This window comes from Tistlia consotensis USBA 355 (assembly GCF_900177295.1).
Classification (GTDB): domain Bacteria; phylum Pseudomonadota; class Alphaproteobacteria; order Kiloniellales; family DSM-21159; genus Tistlia; species Tistlia consotensis.
This window is the reverse complement of record NZ_FWZX01000007.1, coordinates 17896-41292: the sequence shown is the minus strand read 5'-3', so window position 1 is coordinate 41292 and position 23397 is coordinate 17896. Positions and strand designations below refer to the sequence as shown.

The following is a 23397-nucleotide window of genomic DNA, read 5'->3' as shown; positions in this document are numbered from 1 at the left end:
TGCAGGGCAGTCGACCGGCGTCACCGCCAGCCGGGCGGCGGCCTTGTGTTACCTTGCCCTTGACGGCGGTGCAAGGTAACTAACGACGCCGCGCCCGGCGTCGCCGAGTCGCTCGAATTTCCGGGTCCCCGCGACGGGCCCGGCCGGATCGGAGGTGCTTTCGCCTTGACCATCGCCCGCCCATCGGCCGGTTTCCCGTCGGTCGCATCGCGTCGGCTCGCGCCCCGCCGGCTGATGACCGGTGCGCTGCTGGCGGCGGCGCTCGCCGGCCTGTCGGCCTGCACTGCCTACAACGAGGTCTTCGGCGACGAGCCGGTGCCCGGCATCGTGACCACCGGCACCGGCGCCGAGCAGGATGCCGTGGTGCCGAACCTGGCGAGCGTGCCGTCGCGCCCGGAGACCTCGACCGCGACGCAGCGGCAGGCCCTGCAGCAGAGCCTGCGCGAGGACCGCAGCCAGGCCGTCTACTCGAACCAGCCGGCGCAGACGACGAGCTCGACCACCGGCAGCACCATGGCCGCCGCGCCGATGTCGACGGGCAGCGCCGGCATGGCAGCGACGCCGCAGCCGCCCTCGTCGCGGGCGCAGAGCTCGATCCAGTCCCAGACCCGGACCGCGGCGGCGCCGGCCCCGGCGCCGATGCCCCGGACCCTGCCCGGAACGCCGGCGGCCACGCCGCCCCAGGGCAGCGCGGTTCCGGCCGGCACGGCGCCGAGCGCCGTCGGTCCGGGCCAGATCGCCCAGTACAACATGCCGCAGCGGCCGAAATACAGCGAGCTGGTCGGCGTCATCTTCTTCGGCTACGGCTCCTCGGGGCTCGACGGCCACGACGTCGAGGTGCTGCGGCAGATCGTCCAGCTGCAGAAGCAGCGCGGCGGCCGCCTCAGGGTCGTCGGCCACGCCTCGATGAAGACCGGCGTCACCGATCCGGTGAAGCACAACTTGGCCAACTTCAACGTCTCCCTGAAGCGCGCGCAGCACGTCGCGTCGCGGCTCGAGGCGCTGGGCGCGCCGGGCGTCGTCGTCGGGGCGGTGGGCGCGGCGCAGCCGGTCTACTACGAGTTCATGCCGACCGGCGAGGCCGGCAACCGGCGAGCCGAGATCTTCCTCGACTACTGACGCCGGGGGCCCGGGCAGCAAGCCGGGCCGGGCCGAGCGAAACCCCGACCGCGGAGCGAGTCCGCGAGCCTTTCCTGCCGAGACCGTCGATGGACAGCGAGTTTCACCGGATCAAGCGCCTGCCTCCCTACGTCTTCGCCGAGGTCAACGCCCTCAAGGCGCGGGCGCGCGGCGAGGGCCGCGACATCATCGACTTCGGCATGGGCAACCCCGACCAGCCGCCGCCGGCGCACGTCGTCGACAAGCTGGCCGAGACGATCCGCAACCCGCGCGCCCACCGCTACTCGACCTCGCGCGGCATCCCGGGCCTGAGGAAGGCGCTGGCGGCCTACTACGCGCGGCGCTGGACCGTCGAGCTCGACCCCGAGCGCGAGGTCATCGTCACGCTCGGCTCCAAGGAGGGGCTGGCCAACCTCGCCCAGGCGATCACCAGCCCGGGCGACATCGTGCTGGCGCCGAACCCGAGCTATCCGATCCACGCCTTCGGCTTCATCATCGCGGGCGCCGCGATCCGCTCGATGCCGCCGGCGCCGGCCGGGGCGGCGGGCGCCGAGGAGTTCCTGCGCCAGCTCGACCGCGCGGTGCGCCATTCGGTGCCCAAGCCCCTGGCCCTGATCGTCAACTTCCCGAGCAATCCGACCGCCGAGACGGTCGGGCTCGACTTCTACGAGGAGGTCGTCGCCTTCTGCCGGCGCCACGGCCTCTACGTGATCTCCGACGTCGCCTACGCCGAGGTCTACTTCGACGGCGTGCCGCCGCCCTCGATCCTCCAGGTCAAGGGCGCCAAGGAGATCGCCGTCGAGTTCTCCTCGCTGTCCAAGACCTATTCGATGCCGGGCTGGCGGGTCGGCTTCTGCGCCGGCAATCCGCGGCTGATCGAGGCGCTGGCGCGGGTCAAGTCCTACGTCGACTACGGCGCCTTCACGCCGATCCAGGTCGCCGCGACCGCCGCGCTCAACGGCCCCCAGGACTGCGTCGAGGAGATGCGCCAGCGCTACAGGCGGCGCCGCGACGTGCTGATCGAGGGCCTGGCCGCCGCCGGCTGGGAGGTGCCGAGCCCGCCGGCGACCATGTTCGCCTGGGCGCCGCTGCCGCCGGACCTGGCGCCGCTCGGCTCGCTGGAGTTCTCCAAGCTGCTGCTCAGCGAGGCCGAGGTCGCGGTCGCGCCGGGTGTCGGCTTCGGCGAGTACGGCGACGGCTTCGTGCGCTTCGGCCTGGTCGAGAACGAGCAGCGCATCCGCCAGGCGGTGCGCAACGTGCGCACCTTCCTGCGCAGCGTCGATCCCGCGGCGGCGGCGGCCCGGAGCCTGGCATCGTGAGCGCCGGCGACGGCAAGGCGCCGCTCACGGTCGGCATCGCCGGCCTGGGCACGGTCGGCAGCGGCACGCTGCGCGCGCTGGCCGCCAACGCCGAGGCCCTGGCGCTGCGCTGCGGGCGGCCGATCCGGGTCGTCGCGGTCTCGGCGCGCGACCGGGGCAAGGACCGCGGGCTCGACCTGTCCGGCTGTCGCTGGCTCGACGACCCTCTGGCGCTCGCCGCCGACCCCGAGGTCGAGGTCGTGGTCGAGCTGATCGGCGGCTCGGACGGCCCGGCCAAGGCGCTGGTCGAGGCGGCGCTCCAGGCCGGCAAGCCGGTGGTCACCGCCAACAAGGCGCTGCTCGCCCACCACGGCACGGCGCTGGCGCAGCTCGCCGAGGCCAAGGGCGTCGGGCTCTGCTACGAGGCGGCGGTCGCCGGCGGCATCCCGGTGATCGGCCTGCTGCGCGACGGCCTCGCCGGCAACCGGGTGCAGCGCGTCGCCGGCATCCTGAACGGCACCTGCAACTACATCCTGACGACGATGCGCGAGAGCGGCCGCGAGTTCGCCGACGTGCTGGCCGAGGCCCAGGCGCTGGGCTATGCCGAGGCCGATCCGAGCTTCGACATCGACGGCGTCGACGCGGCGCACAAGCTGGCGATCCTGACCGCGCTCGCCTTCGGCTGCGCCGTCGACTTCGAGGCGGTGCGCGTCGAGGGCATCCGCGACATCGCCGCGCTCGACATCGGCTTCGCCGAGGAGCTCGGCCTGCGGATCAAGCTGCTCGGCGTCGCCACGGCCGAGGCGGAGGGGGTGGCGCAGCGGGTCGAGCCGGTCATGGTGCCGCTCGGCAACCCGCTCGCCGCGGTCGAGGGCGTGTTCAACGCGGTGCTCGCCAAGGGCGACTTCGTCGGCACGATCATGGCCGAGGGCGCCGGCGCCGGCGAGCGGCCGACCGCCTCGGCGGTGGTCGCCGACCTGGCGGCGATCGCGCGCGGCTACCGCCGGCCCGTGTTCGGGGTGCCCGCGGCGGCGCTGACGCGTGCCCGTCCGGTCCCGGCCGAGGGCCAGATCGGCGCCTACTACCTGAGGCTGATGGTCATCGACCGGCCGGGCGTCATCGCCGAGGTCGCCGCGGCCCTGCGCGACGAGGAGATCTCGGTCGAGGCGCTGCTGCAGCGCGGCCGGGCGCCGGGCGAGATCGTGCCGGTGGTGATCACCACCCACGAGACGACGGAAGGCCGGATGCGCCGCGCCGTCGCGCGCATCGACGCGCTCGAGGCCTGCCTCGAATCGCCACGATTGATCCGCATCGAAGGCGAATAGCCGGTCGAAGAGTGTAGAGTGGCGCGCGGGCGACAAGGCCGCCGCGTCGAGCCGGTCGGTTCCTGGCCGGACAATTTCTTGGGAGGAGAGCAGGCGAGCATGTCGGACCCGATGGATCGAAACCTGGCCCTCGAGGCCGTGCGCGTCACCGAGCGGGCGGCGCTGGCGGCCTCGCGCCTGATGGGCCGCGGCGACGAGAAGGCCGCCGACCAGGCGGCGGTCAACGCCATGCGCGAGGCGCTCAACGGCCTGCCGATCGACGGCACCGTCGTGATCGGCGAGGGCGAGCGCGACGAGGCGCCGATGCTCTACATCGGCGAGAAGGTCGGCGCCGGCGGGCCGAAGATCGACATCGCGCTCGATCCGCTCGAGGGCACGACGATCACCGCCAAGGGCGGCCCGAACGCGCTGGCCGTGATCGCCATGGCCGAGGAGGGCGGCTTCCTCAATGCGCCCGACGTCTACATGGACAAGATCGCGGTCGGCGGCGGCCTGCCCGACGACATCGTCGACCTCGACGCGACGCCGGCCGAGAACCTGACGGCGCTGGCCAAGGCCAAGGGCATGGAGGTGGCCGACCTGGTCGTCTGCATCCTCGACCGGCCGCGCCACCAGGATCTGATCGCCAAGGTCCGCGAGGCCGGCGCGCGGATCATGCTGATCGGCGACGGCGACGTCTCCGGGGTCATCGCGACCAGCCAGGGCGACAGCGGCATCGACATCTACATGGGCTCCGGCGGGGCGCCGGAGGGCGTGCTGGCGGCGGCTGCGCTGCGCTGCATCGGCGGCCAGATCCAGGGGCGCCTGCTGTTCCGCAACGACGACGAGAAGGGCCGCGCGCGGCGCTGGGGCATCGCCGACCTCGAGCGCAAGTACAAGCTGATGGACCTGGCCGGCGGCGACGTGATGTTCGCCGCGACCGGCGTCACCTCCGGCTCGATGCTGCGCGGCGTGCGCCGCTTCCATGGCGGTGCCGAGACCCATTCCATGGTGATGCGCTCGAAGACCGGCACGGTCCGGATCATCGAGGGCCGCCACAACTTCCTGATCAAGCCCTGGTACGACTCGATCTGATGGGCCGAGGCTGAGGGGGCACCGCAATGGCGGCCTCGTCTGCGCGGCCGTTGCCTTCCTTCTTCCCGTCATCCCCGCGAAAGCGGGGATCCAGAAGAAGGTGACCCAGGCACGAGCCGAGCTGCGTCCGAGCTGGCGGCTTCTTTCTCTGGATTCCCGCTTTCGCGGGAATGACGAAAAAGGGGCGGGGATGACGGAAGGAGCGGCGGGAATGACGGGAGGAACGGCGGCGAAAGGGGCGAGGACCCGATGAGCGCCGTCCTCGCAGCCGAGCGTCCGGAGCGCCGACCCTGCCTGCTCGGGGTCGAGCGCTCGATCGCCGGCAAGCGCTGGGAGCTGAGGGCCGGCGACGAGCGCCTGGCCCTGGCGCTGGCCCAGCGGCTCGGCTTGCCCGAGCCGGTCGGCCGCTGCCTCGCGGCGCGCGGCGTCGGCCTGGACGAGGCCGAGCGCTTCCTGGCGCCGACCCTGCGCGACTGGCTGCCCGACCCCTCGCGGCTGAAGGACATGGACCGCGCCGCCGCACGCATCGCGGCGGCCGTCACGGCCGGCGAGACGATCGCCCTGTTCGGCGACTACGACGTCGACGGCGCGACCTCCTCGGCGCTGCTCGGCCGCTTCCTGCGCGCCGTCGGCGGCCGCGTCGCGCTCTACATCCCCGACCGCATGAAGGAGGGCTACGGCCCGAACGGCCCGGCCCTGCGCCGGCTCAAGGCCGAGGGCGCCGGCCTGGCGCTGACCCTCGACTGCGGCATCACCGCCCACGAGCCCCTGGCCGAGGCCGCCGAGGCCGGCCTTGAGGTGATCGTCGTCGACCACCACGCCGCCGAGGCGCGCCTGCCGCCGGCCCTGGCGGTGGTCAACCCGAACCGCCTGGACGACGACAGCGGCCTCGGCCAGCTGGCTGCCGTCGGCGTCGCCTTCCTGGTGGCTGTCGCGGTCAACCGGGCGCTGCGGGCCGCCGGCCACTACGGCCCGGCCGGCGAGGGGGGCGAGCGCGCCGAGCCGAAGCTGCTGCAGTGGCTCGACCTGGTCGCCCTCGGCACGGTCTGCGACGTGGTTCCGCTGATCGGCCTCAACCGCGCCTTCGTCGCCCAGGGCCTGAAGGTGCTGGCGGCCCGCGGCAACGTCGGCCTCTCGGCGCTCGCCGACGTCGCCCGGCTCGACGAGACGCCCGGCGCCTACCACTGCGGCTTCCTGCTCGGGCCCCGGGTCAATGCCGGCGGCCGCGTCGGCGAGGCGGGGCTGGGGGCGGAGCTGCTGTCGGGCGACGACCCGGAGCGGGCCCGTGCCCTGGCGGCGCGGCTCGACCAGCTGAACGGCGAGCGCCGCGACATCGAGGCCGCGGTCCTGGCCGAGGCCCTGGCGCAGCTCGAGGCGCAGCCGCCCGAAGAGGGCCTGGCCCTGGCGGTCGGGGAGGACTGGCACCCGGGCGTGATCGGCATCGTCGCCAGCCGCCTGAAGGAGCGCTTCGACCGGCCGGCCCTGGTGGTCGCGCTCGACGCCGAGGGCGTCGGCAAGGGCTCGGGGCGCTCCGTGCCGGGCCTCGACCTCGGGGCGGCGGTGATCGCCGCGCGCCAGGCCGGCCTGCTGATCAACGGCGGCGGCCACCCGATGGCGGCCGGCCTGACCGTCGCGGCCGAGCGCCTGCCCGAGCTGCGCGCCTTCCTGACCGAGCGCTGCGGCCGCGAGCTGAGGCGCATCGGCTTCCAGCCGGCGCTCGGCTTCGATGCCGCGATCCCGCTCTCCGGCGCCAACGCCGGGCTGGTCCGGGCGCTCGATCGCCTGGCGCCCTTCGGCGCCGGCAACGCCGAGCCGCGCTTCGCGGTGACCGAGGCCCGCGTCGTCAAGGCCGATCCGGTCGGCCAGGGCCACCTGCGCTGCATCCTGGCCGATGCCGAGGGCCGGCGCCTGAAGGCCATCGCGTTCCGCGAGAAGGCCGAGCTGCTCGGTCCGGCGCTGACCACGACGCGCGGCCGCGGCCTGCATCTGGCCGGTAAGCTGAGGCTCGACGCCTGGGCCGGCGGCGATGCCGTGCAGCTGATTCTCGAGGACGCGGCCGAGGCCTGAAGGCGGGCCTTCCGGCACTGCCGGATTCGTGAGGCTGACCCCGGCGCCCCCTCGACCTATACTCGAAGGGTGTCGAAGGTCAGGCTGCTGCTCCTCCTCGTCGCGATCGCACTCGGCCTGCCGGGCAGCGCCCGTGCCGCCACGGCCGTGGACCTTGAGCTCGTCCTGGCCGTCGACGCCTCGTCCAGCGTGACCTCCTGGGAGTTCGACCTGCAGATGCAGGGCCTCTCGGACGCCTTCCGGGACCCGGCGGTGCAGGGCGCGATCCGCGCCGCCGGCGATCTCGGCATCGCCGTCACCCTGGTGCAGTGGTCGGGCCGCGACCGCCAGATCAAGGCCGTCGAATGGACCCTGGTCTACGACGCGGCGAGCGCCGACGAGTTCGCGGCCGACATCGACGCCGCGCCGCGCTTCGTCACCGGCGGCTCGACGGCGATCGGCAACGCCATCGGCTTCTCGCACCAGCTGATCCTGAGCAACGCCTACCAGGGGGCCCGGAAGGCGATCGACGTCTCCGGCGACGGCCGCACCAACCAGGGCGTGCAGACGCCGGTGCTGCGCGACGCGGCGATCGCCGACGGCATCACCGTCAACGGCCTGACCATCCTCAACGAGGACCCCAGCGTCGACACCTACTACCGTGACAACGTGATCGGCGGCTCGGGAGCCTTCCTGATCACGGCGACCGACTACCGGGATTTCGCGCGCGCCATCAAGCTGAAGCTGATCCGCGAGATCGGCGGTCCGCCGCTGGTCATGGCGCCGCCGGAGCGCAGCGGCCAGGGGCCCGGAGAGCAGACGGCGGGACGCTACTGACGGGCGGAGCGTGCGGAATCGATCCCGTTTCGTGCGCGCCACCCGCCGATTGTGTGCATTTGTGTCGGCGCGGCGGAAAGGATATGATCCGCGCTGCAAGAAATGGTTGTGGTGGCGGGGTACCCAACTATGAGCCAGGTAGGGCGACCGCTTCGCGATCTCGCGGAGGGACGGGCCGACTACGGCGGCAGGGCTGCGCGAACCGCTCGGGAGATGCCGCTGGACGCCGGGGAGGGGCTGGCCTTCGCCCTGGAGCCGCGGCTGCTGCTCGACGCGGCCGCCGTCGCCACCGCGGCCGACCAGGCGGCCCAGGCCGCCGCCGACAAGTCGGCTGACCAGGCCGCCGACAAGACCAGCGACAAGCCGAGCGATTCCTCCTCGACCACCTCCGACGGGCACGACACCTCGGGCAGCGACGCCAAGAGCAGCGGGCCGACGACCGACGAGCTGGCCCAGGCCCTCTCCGAGGTCCAGCCGGTCGCCGCCGGCCAGGACAACGACAAGGCGGCCACGGCCGGGCCGGCCCAGGACTCGACCAGTGGCTCGACGGCGACCGACTCGACCACCGCCGACACGACCGCGACCGATTCGACTGCGACTGGCTCGACGACCGACGGCACCAAGGCGAGCGACACCACCACGACGACAGCGACGGCCACGAACACGACAGCGGGCGCCGACGGCACCACGACGACGACCGCGAGCACCGCGACGACGGGCGGCGAGTTCGTCTTCGTCGACAGCGCCGTCGCCGACGCCCAGACCCTGGTCGACGGGCTGGGCAGCGGCGTCACGGTGGTCACGCTCCAGTCCACGGCGCCGGCGCTGACCCAGATCGCCGACGCGCTGGCCGGCCACAGCGACGTCTCTGCGATCCACGTCGTCAGCCATGGCGAGGTCGGCGCGCTGGAGTTCGCCAGCGGCTCGGTGACGGGCGCCAATCTCGCGGACTACAGCCAGGCGCTGGCGAAGATCGGCTCGGCGCTGAGCGACACCGGCGACATCCTGCTCTACGGCTGCTCGGTCGCGGCGGACGGCTCTGGGCAGGCCTTCATCGACGCCCTGGCCCAGGCGACCGGCGCCGACGTCGCCGCCTCGACCGACGCGACCGGCGCCGCCGACAAGGGCGGCGACTGGACTCTGGAGGCCAAGACCGGCGACATCGCCCACAGCAAGGTCACCGACGCCTTCGCCGGCTCCGACTATCCGGACCTGCTGAGCGCGATCGCGAGCGGCACCCTGAACTTCGAGGGCGCGACGGCCGGGGCCCAGACGACGGTCACCACCGCCGACGGCAACTTCGTGGTCTCGACCAGCGACTCCCACGGCATGTACCACCTCGCCAACGCGGGCCAGGACGAGGTCTACATCAACTACCACTCCACCAGCTCGAGCACGACCTACTCCTTTACGGTCTCGACCAGCGGCACGGCCTCGCCCTCGGTCTACGGGCTCGATTCGATCAACTTCTCGGAGTACCCGGCCGGCTCGGTCAAGAACTACAGCGGCAACATCGTGATCACCGGCTACGACGCCGGCTCCAACCAGGTCGCGACCTATTCGGTCGCCGCCTCCAGCTTCCCCTCCAATTTCCAGTCGACCGTCGGCGGCTACACCCTCGACCTCAGCGCCACGGCCTTCCACAACAAGCCGATCAAGTCCTTCACCGTCTCCTACACGCCGAACGGGCAGTACGTCGACTCGATCGGCATCGACCTCTTCACGATCACCGTCGACACGACCGCGCCGGTCCAGCCGGGCACGCCAGACCTGGACGCGGCCAGCGACACGGGCTCGTCCTCGACCGACAACCTGACCAACGACACGACGCCGACCTTCACCGGCACCGCCGAGGCGGACTCGACGGTGACGGTGCTGTCGGACGGCAGCTCGATCGGCACGGCGACGGCCGACGGCTCGGGCAACTGGACCTTCACGCCGGGCTCGGCGATCAGCGAAGGCACGCACTCGATCACCGTCACGGCGACCGACGCCTTCGGCAACGTCTCGGTCGCCTCTGCGGCGCTGTCTATCACCATCGACACGACGGGACCCTCGGCGCCGGGCACGCCGGACATGACGGCCGGAAGCGACAGCGGCAGCTCCTCGACCGACAACATCACCAACGACACGACGCCGACCTTCACCGGCAGCGGCGCCGTCGCCGGAACCACGGTGACGCTGCTGTCGGACGGCAGCTCGGTCGGCACGACGACCGCCGACGGCTCGGGCAACTGGACGATCACCAGCTCGACCCTCAGCGCCGGCACGCACTCGATCACCGCGACGAGCCAGGACGACGCCGGCAACACCTCCTCGGCCTCCTCGGCGCTGTCGGTGACGATCGACACCTCTGCCTCTGCGCCGGGCACGCCGGACCTGGACGCAGCGAGCGACACCGGCAGCTCCTCGACCGACAACATCACCAGCGACACCACGCCGAGCATCAGCGGCAGCGGCGCCGAGGCCGGCGCGACGGTGACGGTGCTGTCGGACGGCAGCTCGATCGGGACGGCGACAGCCGACGGCTCGGGCAACTGGTCCTTCACGGCGGGCTCGGCGATCGCCGCCGGGACGCACAGCATCACCGCGACGCAGACCGACCTCGCCGGCAACACCTCGGTGGCCTCCTCGGGCCTGTCGATCACCATCGACACGACGGCGCCCTCGGCACCGAGCACGCCGGACCTGTCGGCGGCCAGCGACAGCGGCAGCTCCTCGACCGACGACGTCACCAACGACACGACGCCGACCTTCACCGGCACGGCCGAGGCCAATGCGACGGTGACGGTGCTGTCGGACGGCAGCTCGATCGGCACGACGACGGCGGACGGCTCGGGCAACTGGTCGTTCACGCCAAGTTCGGCGATCGCTGCCGGTACGCACACGATCACAGCGACCGCGACCGACGCGGCCGGCAACACCTCCTCGGCCTCGTCGGGCCTGCTGATCACCATCGACACGACGGCGCCGTCGGCGCCGGGCACGCCGGACATGACGGCGGCGAGCGACACCGGCTCGTCCTCGACCGACAACATCACCAGCGACACCACGCCGAGCTTCATCGGCAGCGGCGCCCAGCCGAACCAGACGGTCACGATCCTCTCCGACGGCAGCTCGATCGGCACGACGATCGCCAACGGCCTGGGCAACTGGTCCTTCACGCCGGGCTCGGCGATCGCCGCCGGCACCCACTCGATCACCGCGACGACCCAGGACACCGCCGGCAACGTCTCGGCGGCCTCCTCGGCGCTGTCGATCACCATCGACACGACGGCGCCCTCGGCGCCGAGCACGCCGGACCTCTCGGCGGCCAGCGACAGCGGCTCGTCCTCGACCGACGACATCACCAACGACACGACGCCGACCTTCACCGGCACGGCCGAGGCCAACGCGACGGTGACGGTGCTCTCGGACGGCAGCTCGATCGGCACGACGACGGCCGATGGCTCGGGCAACTGGAGCTTCACGCCGGGCTCGGCGCTCAGCGAGGGCAGCCACTCGATCACGGCGACGGCGACCGACGCGGCCGGCAACACCTCCACGGCCTCCTCGGGCCTGTCGATCACCATCGACACGACGGCGCCCTCGGCGCCCAACACGCCGGACATGACGGCGGCGAGCGACACCGGCTCGTCCTCGACGGACAACATCACCAGCGACACGACACCGAGCTTCATCGGCAGCGGCGCACAGCCGAACCAGACGGTGACGATACTCTCCGACGGCAGCTCGATCGGCACGACGATCGCCAACGGCCTGGGCAACTGGTCCTTCACGCCGGGCTCGGCGATCGCCGCCGGCACCCACTCGATCACCGCGACGACCCAGGACACCGCTGGCAACGTCTCGGCGGCCTCCTCGGGCCTGTCGATCACCATCGACACGACGGCGCCCTCGGCGCCGAGCACGCCGGACCTGGCGGCGGCGAGCGACAGCGGCAGCTCCTCGACCGACAACCTCACCAACGTCACGACGCCGACCTTCACCGGCACGGCCGAGGCCAATGCGACGGTGACGGTGCTGTCGGACGGCAGCTCGATCGGCACGACGACGGCGGACGGCTCGGGCAATTGGTCCTTCACGCCAGGCTCGGCGATCGCCGCCGGCGCGCACACGATCACGGCGACCGCGACCGACGCGGCCGGCAACACCTCCTCCGCCTCGACGGGCCTGTCGATCACCATCGACACGACCGACCCGACGACCCCGGCGGCGCCGATCGGCGGGCTGGCGATCTACGAGAACGCGACCACCGGTGCCAGCGCCGGCACCGTGACCTCGACGGACGCCAACACCATCACCTGGTCGCTCGACAGCGACGGCAGCGGGCGCTTCGCGATCAACAGCTCGACCGGTGCGGTGACGGTCGCCTCGGGCGCCAGCTTCGACCACGAGACCGAGGCGACGGTCAGCATCACCGTCCGCGCGACCGACGCCGCCGGCAACTACTCGACCGCGGTGCTCAGCGTCGCGGTCGACAACGTCAACGAGGCGCCCTCGCTTGGCGGTGTCAACGGCGACAGCTCCAGCGTGACCGCCGGCGCCGGCGCGCAGGCGGTCACGCTGTTCAGCGACGCGACGGTGAGCGACGTCGATTCGACGGACTTCAATGCCGGCTCGCTGACCATCTCCCAGGGCAGCGGCACGACCAACGGCAGCTGGGGCCTGGACGGCACGAACGCGACCGCGGGCGGCGACGGCACGATCGCCGCCGGCGAGACGGTCTCGGTCGGCGGCATCGCGGTCGGCACGGTCAGTTCGGTAGCGAACTCGGACGGTCAGGGCGGCAACACGCTGGTGATCGATCTCGACACCGTCAACGCGACGCCGGCGAACATCCAGACGCTGCTGCGCGCCCTGACCTACAGCGCGCCGAGCAGCCTGGGCGCCCGCACCTTCACCCTGTCACTCAACGACGGCGACGGCACGGCGAACGGCGGCGCCTCGACCAGCACGGCCAGCTTCACCATCAACGTCCAGCCCAACCCGCCGGTCGTCGCCAACCTGAACGGCGACAGCGTCTCGACGCCGAACGGCACGGCGGTCTCGATCGACCAGGGCGGCAACGCCACGGTGACCGACGCCGACAGCAGCAACTTCAACACCGGCAACATGACGATCACCCGCAACAGCGGGACCGGCAACTTCTCGCTGACCGGCAGCGGCTCGACGGGCGTCGCCGCCGGCACCTCGACCCTTGACGCCAACGGCACGATCTCCGCCTCGGAGATCGTCTTCGTCGACGGCACCGCGATCGCCTCGGTCAGTGCCAGCAGCGACGGCCAGGGCACGAACAACCTGATCCTCAGCTTCGGCTCCAACGCGACGCCGGCGGCCGTGCAGCAGCTGATCCGGGCCCTGCAGTTCAAGTCGACGACCGGCGGCAGCAACACCTTCGACCTGACCATCAAGGACGCGTCCTCGGGCGCGACCTCGACGGCGGCGAGCTTCACGGTCAACGTCGAGGCGGCGCCGGTCAACACGGTGCCGGGCTCCACCCCGTACGTGTACGACGGTACGGCCAAGGCGATCTCCGGCTTCTCCGTCGCCGACACGGACAGCGCCAGCGTGACCACGACCCTGTCGGTCGGCGGCGGCACGCTCTCGGTCGCGACCGGCGGCGGCGCCACGATCACCGGCAACGGCAGCGGCTCGGTGACGGTCAACGGCACCATCGCCCAGGTCAACACGGCCCTGGCGGGCTTGAGCTACACCGCGCCGACGGACAGCGGGACCGACCAGACCATCACCATTGTGACCAGCGACGGCACCAACAGCGACACGGACACGGTCGCGGTTACGGTCTTCGACCGGCCGGACATCGGCGGCCTCAACGGCGACACGGTCAACGGCGCCGTCGGCACCACCAAGCTGGTCGACCTCGGCAGCAACGCCACGGTCACCGACCACGACAGCACCGATTTCAATCTCGGCAACCTGACGGTCAACCGGACCGATGGGGCGCGCACCGGCGACTTCTCGGTCGACGGCACCAACGTCACCTCGAACGGCGGCACGGCGATCTCGGCCGGCGACACCATCTCGGTCGGCGGCACGGCGATCGGCACGGTCGATGCGACGAAGGACGGCCAGGGCGCGCACAATCTGGTCATCACTTTCAACGTCGACGCGACGCTGGCTCGGGTCCAGACGCTGCTGCGCAACCTCGCCTACACGCCGGGCAACACCGGCACGCACGAGTTCAGTGCGACGCTCACCGATACGGACGGCGCGACCTCGACCGCGGCCGACTTCTCGATGACCACGAACCGGGCGCCGGTCAACACGGTCGGCGGCAGCAAGTCGGCGGTCGAGGGCATCGCCGGAACGATCAGCGGGATCAGTGTCGCGGACGCCGACGGCAATACGCTGACCACGACCCTGACGATCAGCGGCGCCAAGCTGTCGGCCGACGGCAGCGGCGGATCGGTCAGCGGCAACGGCACCGGCAGCCTGGTGCTGACCGGCACCGCGGACCAGATCAACGATCACCTGAACCACCTGACGATCACGCCGAACGCCGGCGTCACGGGCAATCTGACCCTGCAGGTGTCGACCAGCGACGGCACCGCGACCGACACGGACAGCGTGACGGTCACCGTGGCCGCGAACCGGCCGCCGGAGATCACGACCAACAGCGGACCGAGCGTCGCGGCCGGCGACAGCGTGGTGCTGAGCCTCAGCAACATCGGCTCGACCGACCCCGAGGGCGTGACCAGCTTCACCTACTACCTCGCCTCGGCACCCGGGCAGGGCAGCCTGGTGCTGGGCGGCCGGGTGCTCGGCGCGGGCGGCAGCTTCACCTCGGCCGATCTGTTGGCCGGCCGGGTCAGCTACCAGGCCAATGCCGGCTCGACGGCCAGCGGCGACCCCTTCAGCGTCTACAGCTCGGATGGCGTCAAGGCGAGCGGCACCGTGACCTTCTCGGTCACGATCACCCATCCCAGCCAGCAGACGACCGGCCAGCAGACCGAGCAGGGCGGCAATAGCACGCTGCTGAGCCCGCCGCCGGTCACCTTCGAGAGGGGAACGCAGGGGCCGGCGACGGTGCTCGTCGCCAACACCGCATTCGGCAACGTCCAGCTCGCCTTCGTCCAGCCGGCGGCGCCGCCAGTGACCGTCAATCAGGCGCTCAGCCAGATCGGCCAGGGCAACACGCCGATCGCCCGGGCCTTCAACAGCTCCGTGGAGGGCGGCAGCCTGACGCCGGGCGACCAGGCCTTCGTGCAGATCGTGCAGGCGTCGACCCTGAGCCCGATCCTCAGCGACTTCGTGGCCTCGGGCCTGCAGGTCCTGGTCTTCACCGGCCGGAGCTGGATCCCGATCGATCTCGGCACCCTGTTCGGCGGCCTGAGCGGGACCTTCGGCGAGGGCGGCCAGGAAGGTGGCGGCCTGCCGCCGGGTGTCGGCGATCTGCCGGGCGCCCAGGCGGCACTCCATGCCGCGCCACCCGACGTCGGCCACGGCGCGGCGCAGCAGCGGCAGGCCGCCGCGCTGCCGGCCTCCCGGGCGGAGCCGGCCGCCGCGGAGCATCCGGCGGAGCCGTTGGGCGACCTCGCAGGGGATCCGCTCGCCGCGGCGCTCGGCGGAGCCGTCGCGGCCCGGCACGGCGTCGGTCTCGGCGCACCGGGACTGGGCGTCGAACTGGCCCGCGCAGCCGGCCGGGCCGACGCCGAGGTCGCGCGACTGGCCGCCGCGCTGGCGGCGCAGGGGATACAGTCCGGGCCAGGCGGTCCGGCTTGACGGAATTCCCAAGTATATCAAGGGGAAACGTTGAGAAACCACCGGTTGCTGTCCGTCCGGGCCCAGCGGCTTGAGCGGCGAAGGGGAATCTCGTAATCTATCAACAGCTTAATGCCGTCCCTGCCGAGCGGCGGCGAGGCTCCGAGGGAGGGGGATCCGGGTTGTCCAGTCTTTCCACTTGGTCGCGCGTCGGCGGCAGGCTCGCCGCTGCGGCCGTGGTGCCGCTCGTGCTGGCCTCCTGTGCCATCCAGCCGGACCCCTATACGACCAAGGAGCTGCAGCAGAAGGCGGTCGAGCAGTACAAGACCCTCTACAGCAAGCAGGAGCCGATCAAGGGGCCGGTCGGGCTCTACGAGGCCATGGCCCGGGCGGTGCGCTACAACCTCGACCAGCGCGTCAAGGTCATGGAAGAGGCCTTCTCCCAGCGCCAGCTCGACGTCGCGCGCTTCGACCTGCTGCCGCAGATCAACGCCGGCGGCGCTGCGAGCCACCGCAACAACGTCAACGCCTCGTCCAGCCGCTCGGTGATCACCGGGCAGGAGTCCCTGGAGCCCTCGACCTCCCAGGACCAGAACAGCTACACGGCCGACCTCAACGTCGTCTGGAACGTGCTCGACTTCGGCATCGGCTACTTCGCCGCCAACCAGCAGGCCGACCGGGCGCTGGTCGCCTACGAGCAGCGCCGTCGAATCATCCAGCAGATCGTCCAGGACGTGCGTTCGGCCTATTGGCGGGCGGTCGCCGGCCAGCGGCTGCTCGATCAGGTCGACCCGCTGCTCAGGAAGGTCGCCGCCGCCCGCGCCGACTCGCGGCGCATCGAGCAGCTGCGCCTGCGCTCGCCGCTCGAGGCCCTGACCTACCAGCGCACCCTGCTCGACACCCAGCGCCAGCTCAACGACCTGCGCCGCGAGCTGCTGCTCGCCAAGGCCCAGCTCGCGACCCTGATGAACCTGCCGCCGGACCAGGACTTCCAGGTCGTGATGCCGGACGACAGCGACTTCCCGGTGCCCAAGATCGAGCTGAGTCCGGACCAGCTCGAGATGCTGGCCCTGACCTACCGGCCGGAGCTGCACGAGGACATCTACCAGAGCCGGATCAGCCGGGACGAGACGCGCAAGGCGATGCTTCGCCTGCTGCCCGGCATCGAGTTCAACACCAGCCTGAACTACGACAGCAATTCCTTCCTGGTGAACCAGTCCTGGTACGAGTACGGCGCGCGGATCTCCTGGAACCTGCTCAACCTGATCAACGGGCCGGCGCGCATCGAGCTCGCCGAGACCCAGGAGGACCTGGTCAAGGCGAAGCGGCGGGCGACCGCGGCGGCGGTGGTGACCCAGGCCCACGTCTCCTGGATCTCCTTCCACGAGGCGCGCGACGACTTCTCCAACGCCGCCGATCTGGTGAAGATCGACGGCCGCATTCTCGATCAGTTCAAGGCCGGGGGCCGCGCCGACCGCTTCGGCCAGTTGCCGATCATCCAGAGCGAGCTCAACCTGCTGCTCTCGCAGCTGCGCCGGGACCTCGCCTACGCCCGGCTGCAGAGCGCTTCCGGCCAGATCCTGTTGTCGATCGGCGCCGATCCGCTGCCGGACCAGATCGCCGACGGCTCGCTCGACACACTGGCCGCTGCGATCCGCGATACCGAGCATCGCTGGGAGAAGGGCGACTTCGTGATGGCTGCCGAGCTGCCGCCCGGGGCGGGCGACGGCCAGGCGGCGATGCCGGAGGCCGCGGCCGAGCCGGTGGTCGGCCCCGTGCCGGTCGCCGAGGCCGTCGAGATGCCGCGCCGTCCGGGCGAGCGCGTCGAGGTGCAGGCTGCGGCCGCCGACCTGCCGCGGCAGGCGGGCGAGGGGACGGCGTCGTCGAGCTCGACGACGTCCGCTTCCGCGCCGGCCGCCCAGCCGCTGGTCAAGCCGTCGGTCACCAAGCCGGCGCTGAACAAGCCGGAGATCACCCATCCGGCCACGCCGGCGGCGCCGAGCATGCCGAAGCTCGGCCTGGCGCCGGCCGGCAGCGCCCGGCAGGCGACGACCATGATGCAGCCACCGAGCGCGCCGTCGCAGGCGATCGCGCCGATCGCGCCGGGGCCGCAGCCGAGCGCGATCACGGCCCCGAGCCCCGCCGAGATCGCCGAGCCGCAGCCGGTCGCCGCGCAGGACACGCCCGCGGATCAGCAGCAGAAGGTGGTGCCGCAGCCGACCAGCTCCGGCAGCCTGATGCAGCGCTTCTTCTCCAGCCTGAAGCCGGCGTCCTGAGCGCGGCCTAGGCGATGTCGCCGCTGTTCTGGCTGTTCGCGGCGGCGGCAGGCGGCTATCTCGGCCTGTGCCTGCTGCTGTTCCTGCTGCAGCGCCGGCTGATCTTCCGGCCGACTGCCGGGCGGCTCGATCCGGCGCGCCTCGCCGGGCTGGGCGCCTTCCGGCTGATCGAGACGACGACCGCCGACCGACTGCGGCTGGCGCATCTCTGGCTGCCGCCGGCCGAGGGCGGCCGGGTGCTGGTCGCCTGCCACGGCAACGTCGGCAACGGCGGCGAGCGGGCGGCGAAGCTGTGCGGCGCGCTGCCGAAGGGGCAGGGCCTGCTGCTGGTCGAGTACCGCGGCTTCGCCGGCAACCCCGGCAGCCCCAGCGAGACGGGGCTGGCGGCCGATGCCGCCAGCGCGCTCGACTGGCTCGAGGGCCGGGGCATCGAGGCCGGGCGGATCGTGCTCTACGGCGAGTCCCTGGGCAGCGGCGTCGTCACCCGGCTCGCCGCCGAGCGCGCCGCCGGCGGCCGGGCGGTCGCCGGCGTCGTGCTGGAGGCGCCCTTCACCTCGATCGCCGCCGTCGCGCAGCGCCGCCACTGGTACGTCCCGGCGCTCTGGCTGGTGCGCGACCGCTTCGACAGCCTGTCACGGATCGGCCGGCAGGGCGCGCCGCTGCTGATCCTGCACGGCCGGCGCGACCGGGTCGTGCCCTACGCCATGGCCGAGCGCCTGCTGGCCGCGGCCCGCCCGCCGAAGCGGCTGGTCACGCTCGACCAGGGCCACCACAGCGACCTCTACGACTTCCCGGAGGTACCGGCCGCGGTCGCCGGGTTCCTGTCGGGGCAGGCGGGCTGGCCGGCATCGACGCCCGCGGCCGGCCGGCAGTCCGGCGGCGCGGCGGGCAGCCTGGCCGCCGCCCCGGCCGGCGAGGACTGACGGCCGGCGCGCCGTCCCGGCCCCGCGCTCGGGGCGCCGATCGCCGGCAGCGGCCTGCCCTGCAGCGCGGTCAGCGGTGCGCTCTGGATCTCGCCCTCGAGGGTGCGGATCGCGGCTTCCAGCTGGGCGTCCGCTCCGAGGAAGCTGGCGTGCGGCGGGTTGGCGACCGCGACGTCCGGCACGACGCCATGGCCCTCGATCAGCCAGCTGCCGTCCAGGGCGTACTGCGCGTACTCCGCGGCCCGGGCCATGCCCTGGTCGGAAAGGCGGTTGCGGTCGCTGAGCCAGATGCCGGCGCCGGCGGTGCGTTCGCCGATCAGGGTGCCGAGGCCCAGGGTCCTGATTCCCGCGGCGAAGGTCTCGCCGTCCGAATAGGTGTCCTGGTCGATCAGCACGGCGAGGTGGCCGCGGAAGGTCTGCGGCATGTTGCCGGTCGGCGGGCCGTCCAGCCGGGTCTCCCAGAAGGCCCAGACGCGGCGCAGCAGGGTGGCCAGGATCCAGCTGTCGATGCTGCCGCCGCGGTTGCCGCGGACGTCGATGATCAGGCCGTCCTTGTCGTAGAGCTCGTAGAAGTCGCGCACGAAGCTCGCCAGGTCGTCGCGGCCCATCGCCCTCAGGTGCAGGTAGCCGATGCGGCCGCCCGAGGCGGCTGCGACCTTCTCGCGGTTCTTCTGCACCCAGTCCCGGTAGCGCAGCCGCGCGGCGGTCCAGCCCTCGACCGGCACGACGACGGCGCCGATCCGCGCCCCGTCGCGCAGCAGGTCGAGCCGCACCTGCTGGCCGGCCTTGTCGTCGAGCAGTCGCGAGAGATCGGCCTCGTCGTGGACCGGCCGGCCGTCGACGGCGGCCAGCACGTCGCCTTCGCGGACGTCGACGCCCGGCTGGCGGAGCGGCCCGAGGCGGCTCGGCAGGTCGCGCTCGCCGTCGTCGATCCGATCGATCCGCAGGCCCGAGGCGACCGGCGTCAGCTCGGCGCCGAGGAAGGCGTTGTCGGCGCCCTCGTAGTCGTACGGCAGGTCGCCGGGCACGATGTCGCTGTGCAGGATGCCAAGCTCGGCGACCATCTGCGCCAGCAGGTCGTCGAGCTCGCTGCGGTAGCCGACCCGGCCGGCCAGCGGCAGGTACTTCGCCAGCACGGCGTCCCAGTCCAGCCCGCGCAGCTTCGGATCGAAGGCGAAGTCGCGGTGCAGGCGCCAGGCGTCGAGCAGGATCTGACGCCACTCCGCCCGCTGGTCGATGCCGAGCCGCCAGTCGCCGACGCGCAGCAGGTCGTCGGTCAGGTCGCGGGGCGCCTGGTCCCTGGCCGGGACCAGGGCCAGGGTCGGGTCGGAGCCGCCGGTCCGGTAGAACAGGGTGCTGCCGTCCGCCGACAGCGCGAACTGCTCGACGTCGTCGGCGAAGATGCCGAAGGCGGGATTGCGCGGGTCGATGGCGACGCTTTCCAGCGTCTCGGCGTTGCCGTTGCGCTCGAGCAGGTAGAGGTAGCTGTCGTTCGCGGCCAGGGCGTCGTAGTTGCCGGGCCCGACCGGCACTTCCCAGAGCCGGCCGGCCAGGCCGTCGAAGACGACGGCCGGCTCGGCCTGCTCCTGCTGCGCGTTGCCCCCGTCGTCGGGCGCCGCCGCCGCCGCCGATCCGGAAAGCTCGTCCGGCTGGGCGAAGGGGAAGGGCGCGCCGGGATCGAGCTGCAGGGCGTAGAGCTTGCCGCGCCGGTCGAAGGCCGGGCCCATGTTGCGGTCGCCCCAGGGGCTCGGCGGATCCGGGTCGAAGTGGCGCTCCGAGATGAAGTAGAGCCAGCGGCCGTCCGACGAGAAGGCGGGCGCGTAGGAGGGGTACTTGCCGCTGGTGGCGGTCGCGCGCTGCCCGCTGTCGAGGTCCTGGACGACGACCCGGTCGATCGAGCGGGCGTCGAGCGCGCTGTAGGCGAGATAGCGGCCGTCCGGCGACCAGGCGAAGTCGTGGAAGGGCCGGTCGTCGCCGCTCGAGCTTTGGTCGATGACGCGGCTCTCGCCCTTCTCGAGATCGAGCGACCAGAGGCGGCCCTGCTGGTCGTCGTAGACGAGGTGCCGGCCGTCGGGCGCGGGCTGCACGCTCCAGATGTGCGCGCTGGAGCCATGGGTCAGCTGCTGCGGCGGGCCGCGGCCGTCGCTCGGATAGCGCCAGATCTCGCCGATCCGGTCCTGGTCGAGCACCAGGTAGACCCAGGTGCCTTCGGGCCCGACGACGGCGGCGCGGGCGCGCGCCTCGGGCGGGATCGCCAGCTCGACCCGGCGGCGCGGCCCGGGGAAGACGACGGCGACACGGCCGCGTGCGGTCAGCGCCACGGACTCGCCCCGGGCGCCCATGCCGCTCGCCTCGAGATAGTCCAGCGGCCGGTCGAGCCAGCGCAGGCGGCCGTAGTCGCGGTCGCTGACCAGGGTCAGCGGCAAGGGTTCCTCGCGATCCTGGCGGAGGTCGAAGCGGAACAGGTCGGCGCCGCGCTGGTAGAGCACGCGGCCGTCGGCCATGCTCGGGTTGCGAAGCTGCCAGCCCGTGAAGTGGGTGTGCTGACGCAGGTCGCCGCCGTCCGCGTCGACAGACCAGAGATTGTCGTCGCCGGAGCGGTCGCTGACGAAATAGACCCGGCCCTGCCACCACATCGGGTGGCGGATCGGCGCGTCGAAGCCGGCCGCCAGCCGTTCCGCCTCGCCCTTGTCGCCGAGACGGTAGCGCCACAGCTGCTCCATGGCGCCGCCGCGATAGAGCTGGGCGTTGTCGTGGCCCAGGCCGAAGCGGGTGAAGTAGAGCGTCCGGCCGTCGTCGCCGAAGGTTCCCTCGGTGGCGCCGGCCAGCGGCAGCGTCTCGACCCGCCGGCCGGCCGGGTCGACGGTCTTGAGCTGGCGCGGCCTCGGCCCGAAGCCCCGGGCGGATTCGAACAGCACCTTGCCGTCCGGCGTCCAGCCGCGCACGGTCGTGCCGCCGCCCTCGAAGGTCAGGCGGGTCGGCGCGCCGCCGGCCAGCGGCATGACGTAGACCTCGCTCGGGCCGTCGTACTCGGCGTCGAAGGCGAGCCAGCGGCCGTCTGGCGAGATCGCCGGATGGGATTCCTCCTCCGGATGGCTGGTCAGGCGCAGAGCCGAGCCGCCGCTGCCGGCGGCACGCCAGAGATCACCCTCGCTGGCGAACACCAGGACGTCGCCGCGTTCCGCGGGAAAGCGGTAGTAGCCGCTGACCTGGCCGAGCGCGGCGCTGCTGCAGACGCAGGTGGCGAGGACGACCACCGTCGCCCACAAGCGCGGTCTGATCTGCATGCACCCAATCCCCGGGAAGCGCGCCCTTCCGGCGGGAAAGCCGCCGACGGCGCCTCCACCCGCCGCAACTATGGATTTCGCCCGGCCGGAGGGTCAAGGCGTCCGCGGTCGCAGCCGCGGCCGGCGGGGCCAGCCAAGCGTCGCGCGCAGGGCACGCCCCGCCGCTTTTGCATGACGTGGGATTCGGGAAGCCGCCTATAGGAGAAATCCGGTGCGCCGGTCATCCAGGCTGGCTCTGGGTCCCGCGGCGATGAACGTCCGACATCCGATCTGGCTTCAGGCCGTGGGGGCGCCCGGCGCGACCTCGTTCGCGCTGCTCTTCACGCTGGAATCCCTGACCCGCGCGATCATCGCCAGTGTCATCCCGCTGCAGGTGCTGACGCTGATCGGCAACCCGAAGGGCGTGTCGCTGGTCTACTTCGTGGTCAGCGGCCTCGGCCTGATGGCGAACTTCCTGGTGCCGCTGCTGGTCCGCGCGATCAGCCGACGCTTCACCTACAGCCTGGGTGCCTTGGCCAGCCTGACGGCGGCGCTGCTGTTCATGGGCGAGGGGCTCGGCGGCACCGCGCTGGCGATGCTGCTGCGCGCCTTCGGCACCGCCTGCTTCGCGATCTGCCTCAACCTCTACATCCTCGACTACATCAAGGGCCGCGAGCTGAACCGCCTGGAGCCGCTGCGACTGTTCTTCGCCGCGGCGGCCTGGACCGTCGGGCCGGCGCTGGGCGTCTTTCTCTGGACCCGGGTCGGCCACGTCGTGCCCTTCGCCATCAGCGCCTGCTGCGCGGTCCTGCTGCTGAGCTACTTCTGGTTCCTGCGCGCGAGCGACGACCGCGCGATCGTCAAGGCGCGCAGCCCGGCGCCGAACCCCTTCCTCAACGTCGGCCGCTTCTTCGCCCAGCCGCGCCTGCGCCTGGGCTGGCTGATCGCCTTCACGCGCAGCGCCTGGTGGGCGATGTTCTTCGTCTACGTGCCGGTCTTCGCCGTCGAAGGCGGCCTCGGCGCGGAGGTCGGCGGCCTGCTGGTCTCGGCCGGCAACGGCCTGCTGTTCCTGGCGCCGCTGATCGGCCGGGTCGTCGAGCGGAAGGGCGTGCGCTGGACCATCGTCCGCGCCTTCCTGCTGGGCGGCTGCCTGACTCTGGTCGCGGCCGTGACCATGACCTTCGCGCCGGCCGTCGCGGCGCCGATCGTCGTCGCCGCGGCCGTCGCCTCGGTCGCACTCGACGTCAGCGGCAACCTGCCGTTCCTGCGCTCGGTCCGGCCGTCGCAGCGGGCCGGCATGACCACGGTCTTCGTGACCTATCGCGACGCCTCGGAGGTGGCGCCGCCCGGCGTCTTCGCGCTCATCCTGATGATGCTGCCGCTGCCCTTCGTGTTCGTCGCCAGCGCCGCCAGCTACTTCGCCGGCGCCTGGTTCGCCCGCCACGTGCCGCGGCGGATGTAGCGCGGACCCGGAACGCGAGCGGCCCGCCTCTGGCAGAGGCGGGCCG

10 protein-coding genes and 1 pseudogene are annotated in these 23397 nt (G+C 72.3%); 10 read left to right on the top strand and 1 reads right to left on the bottom strand.

The window, feature by feature from the left end; all coding sequences use genetic code 11:
• Nucleotides 1–234 precede the first annotated feature (234 nt).
• The 9 genes and pseudogenes from B9O00_RS11065 to B9O00_RS34250 all read left to right on the top strand — a co-directional run.
• A complete protein-coding gene (locus B9O00_RS11065; RefSeq protein WP_085122733.1) occupies nucleotides 235–1119 on the top strand; it encodes an OmpA family protein in 885 nt (294 codons plus the stop codon).
• Between the two features lie 89 nt (nucleotides 1120–1208).
• On the top strand, nucleotides 1209–2438 hold the full coding sequence (locus B9O00_RS11060) for an LL-diaminopimelate aminotransferase (RefSeq protein ID WP_085122732.1): 1230 nt from the start codon (nucleotides 1209–1211) through the stop codon (nucleotides 2436–2438).
• Nucleotides 2435–3742, top strand: coding sequence for a homoserine dehydrogenase (locus tag B9O00_RS11055; protein ID WP_085122731.1), 1308 nt, complete (start codon nucleotides 2435–2437; stop codon nucleotides 3740–3742). Before B9O00_RS11060 ends, B9O00_RS11055 begins: the two co-directional genes overlap by 4 nt.
• Nucleotides 3743–3853: 111 nt before the next feature.
• Nucleotides 3854–4816 carry a class II fructose-bisphosphatase gene (gene glpX, locus B9O00_RS11050; RefSeq protein ID WP_085122882.1) on the top strand — a complete coding sequence of 321 codons (963 nt, stop codon included), beginning with the start codon at nucleotides 3854–3856 and terminating at the stop codon, nucleotides 4814–4816.
• Between the two features lie 249 nt (nucleotides 4817–5065).
• Nucleotides 5066–6883, top strand: coding sequence for a single-stranded-DNA-specific exonuclease RecJ (gene recJ / locus B9O00_RS11045; RefSeq protein WP_085122730.1), 1818 nt, complete (start codon nucleotides 5066–5068; stop codon nucleotides 6881–6883).
• Between the two features lie 69 nt (nucleotides 6884–6952).
• Entirely contained in the window at nucleotides 6953–7699 is a 747-nt protein-coding gene (locus B9O00_RS11040) for a DUF1194 domain-containing protein (RefSeq protein ID WP_159460184.1), read from the top strand.
• Nucleotides 7700–7912: 213 nt separating this feature from the next.
• Entirely contained in the window at nucleotides 7913–15445 is a 7533-nt protein-coding gene (locus tag B9O00_RS11035) for an Ig-like domain-containing protein (protein WP_159460183.1), read from the top strand.
• Between the two features lie 161 nt (nucleotides 15446–15606).
• Nucleotides 15607–17700, top strand: a complete 2094-nt coding sequence (locus B9O00_RS11030) for a TolC family protein (RefSeq protein ID WP_143596204.1) — start codon at nucleotides 15607–15609, stop codon at nucleotides 17698–17700.
• Nucleotides 17701–17714: 14 nt separating this feature from the next.
• A pseudogene (locus B9O00_RS34250) lies at nucleotides 17715–18278 on the top strand (alpha/beta fold hydrolase); the annotation flags it as partial.
• A gap of 203 nt (nucleotides 18279–18481) precedes the next feature.
• On the opposite strand, the gene B9O00_RS11025 reads toward B9O00_RS34250, so the two are convergent.
• Nucleotides 18482–21910, bottom strand: coding sequence for a S41 family peptidase (locus tag B9O00_RS11025; protein WP_085122726.1), 3429 nt, complete (start codon nucleotides 21908–21910; stop codon nucleotides 18482–18484).
• Between the two features lie 250 nt (nucleotides 21911–22160).
• Here B9O00_RS11025 and B9O00_RS11020 point away from each other — a divergent pair, with 250 nt between their 5' ends.
• A complete protein-coding gene (locus B9O00_RS11020; protein ID WP_085122725.1) occupies nucleotides 22161–23351 on the top strand; it encodes an MFS transporter in 1191 nt (396 codons plus the stop codon).
• The last annotated feature ends 46 nt before the right edge of the window (nucleotides 23352–23397 follow it).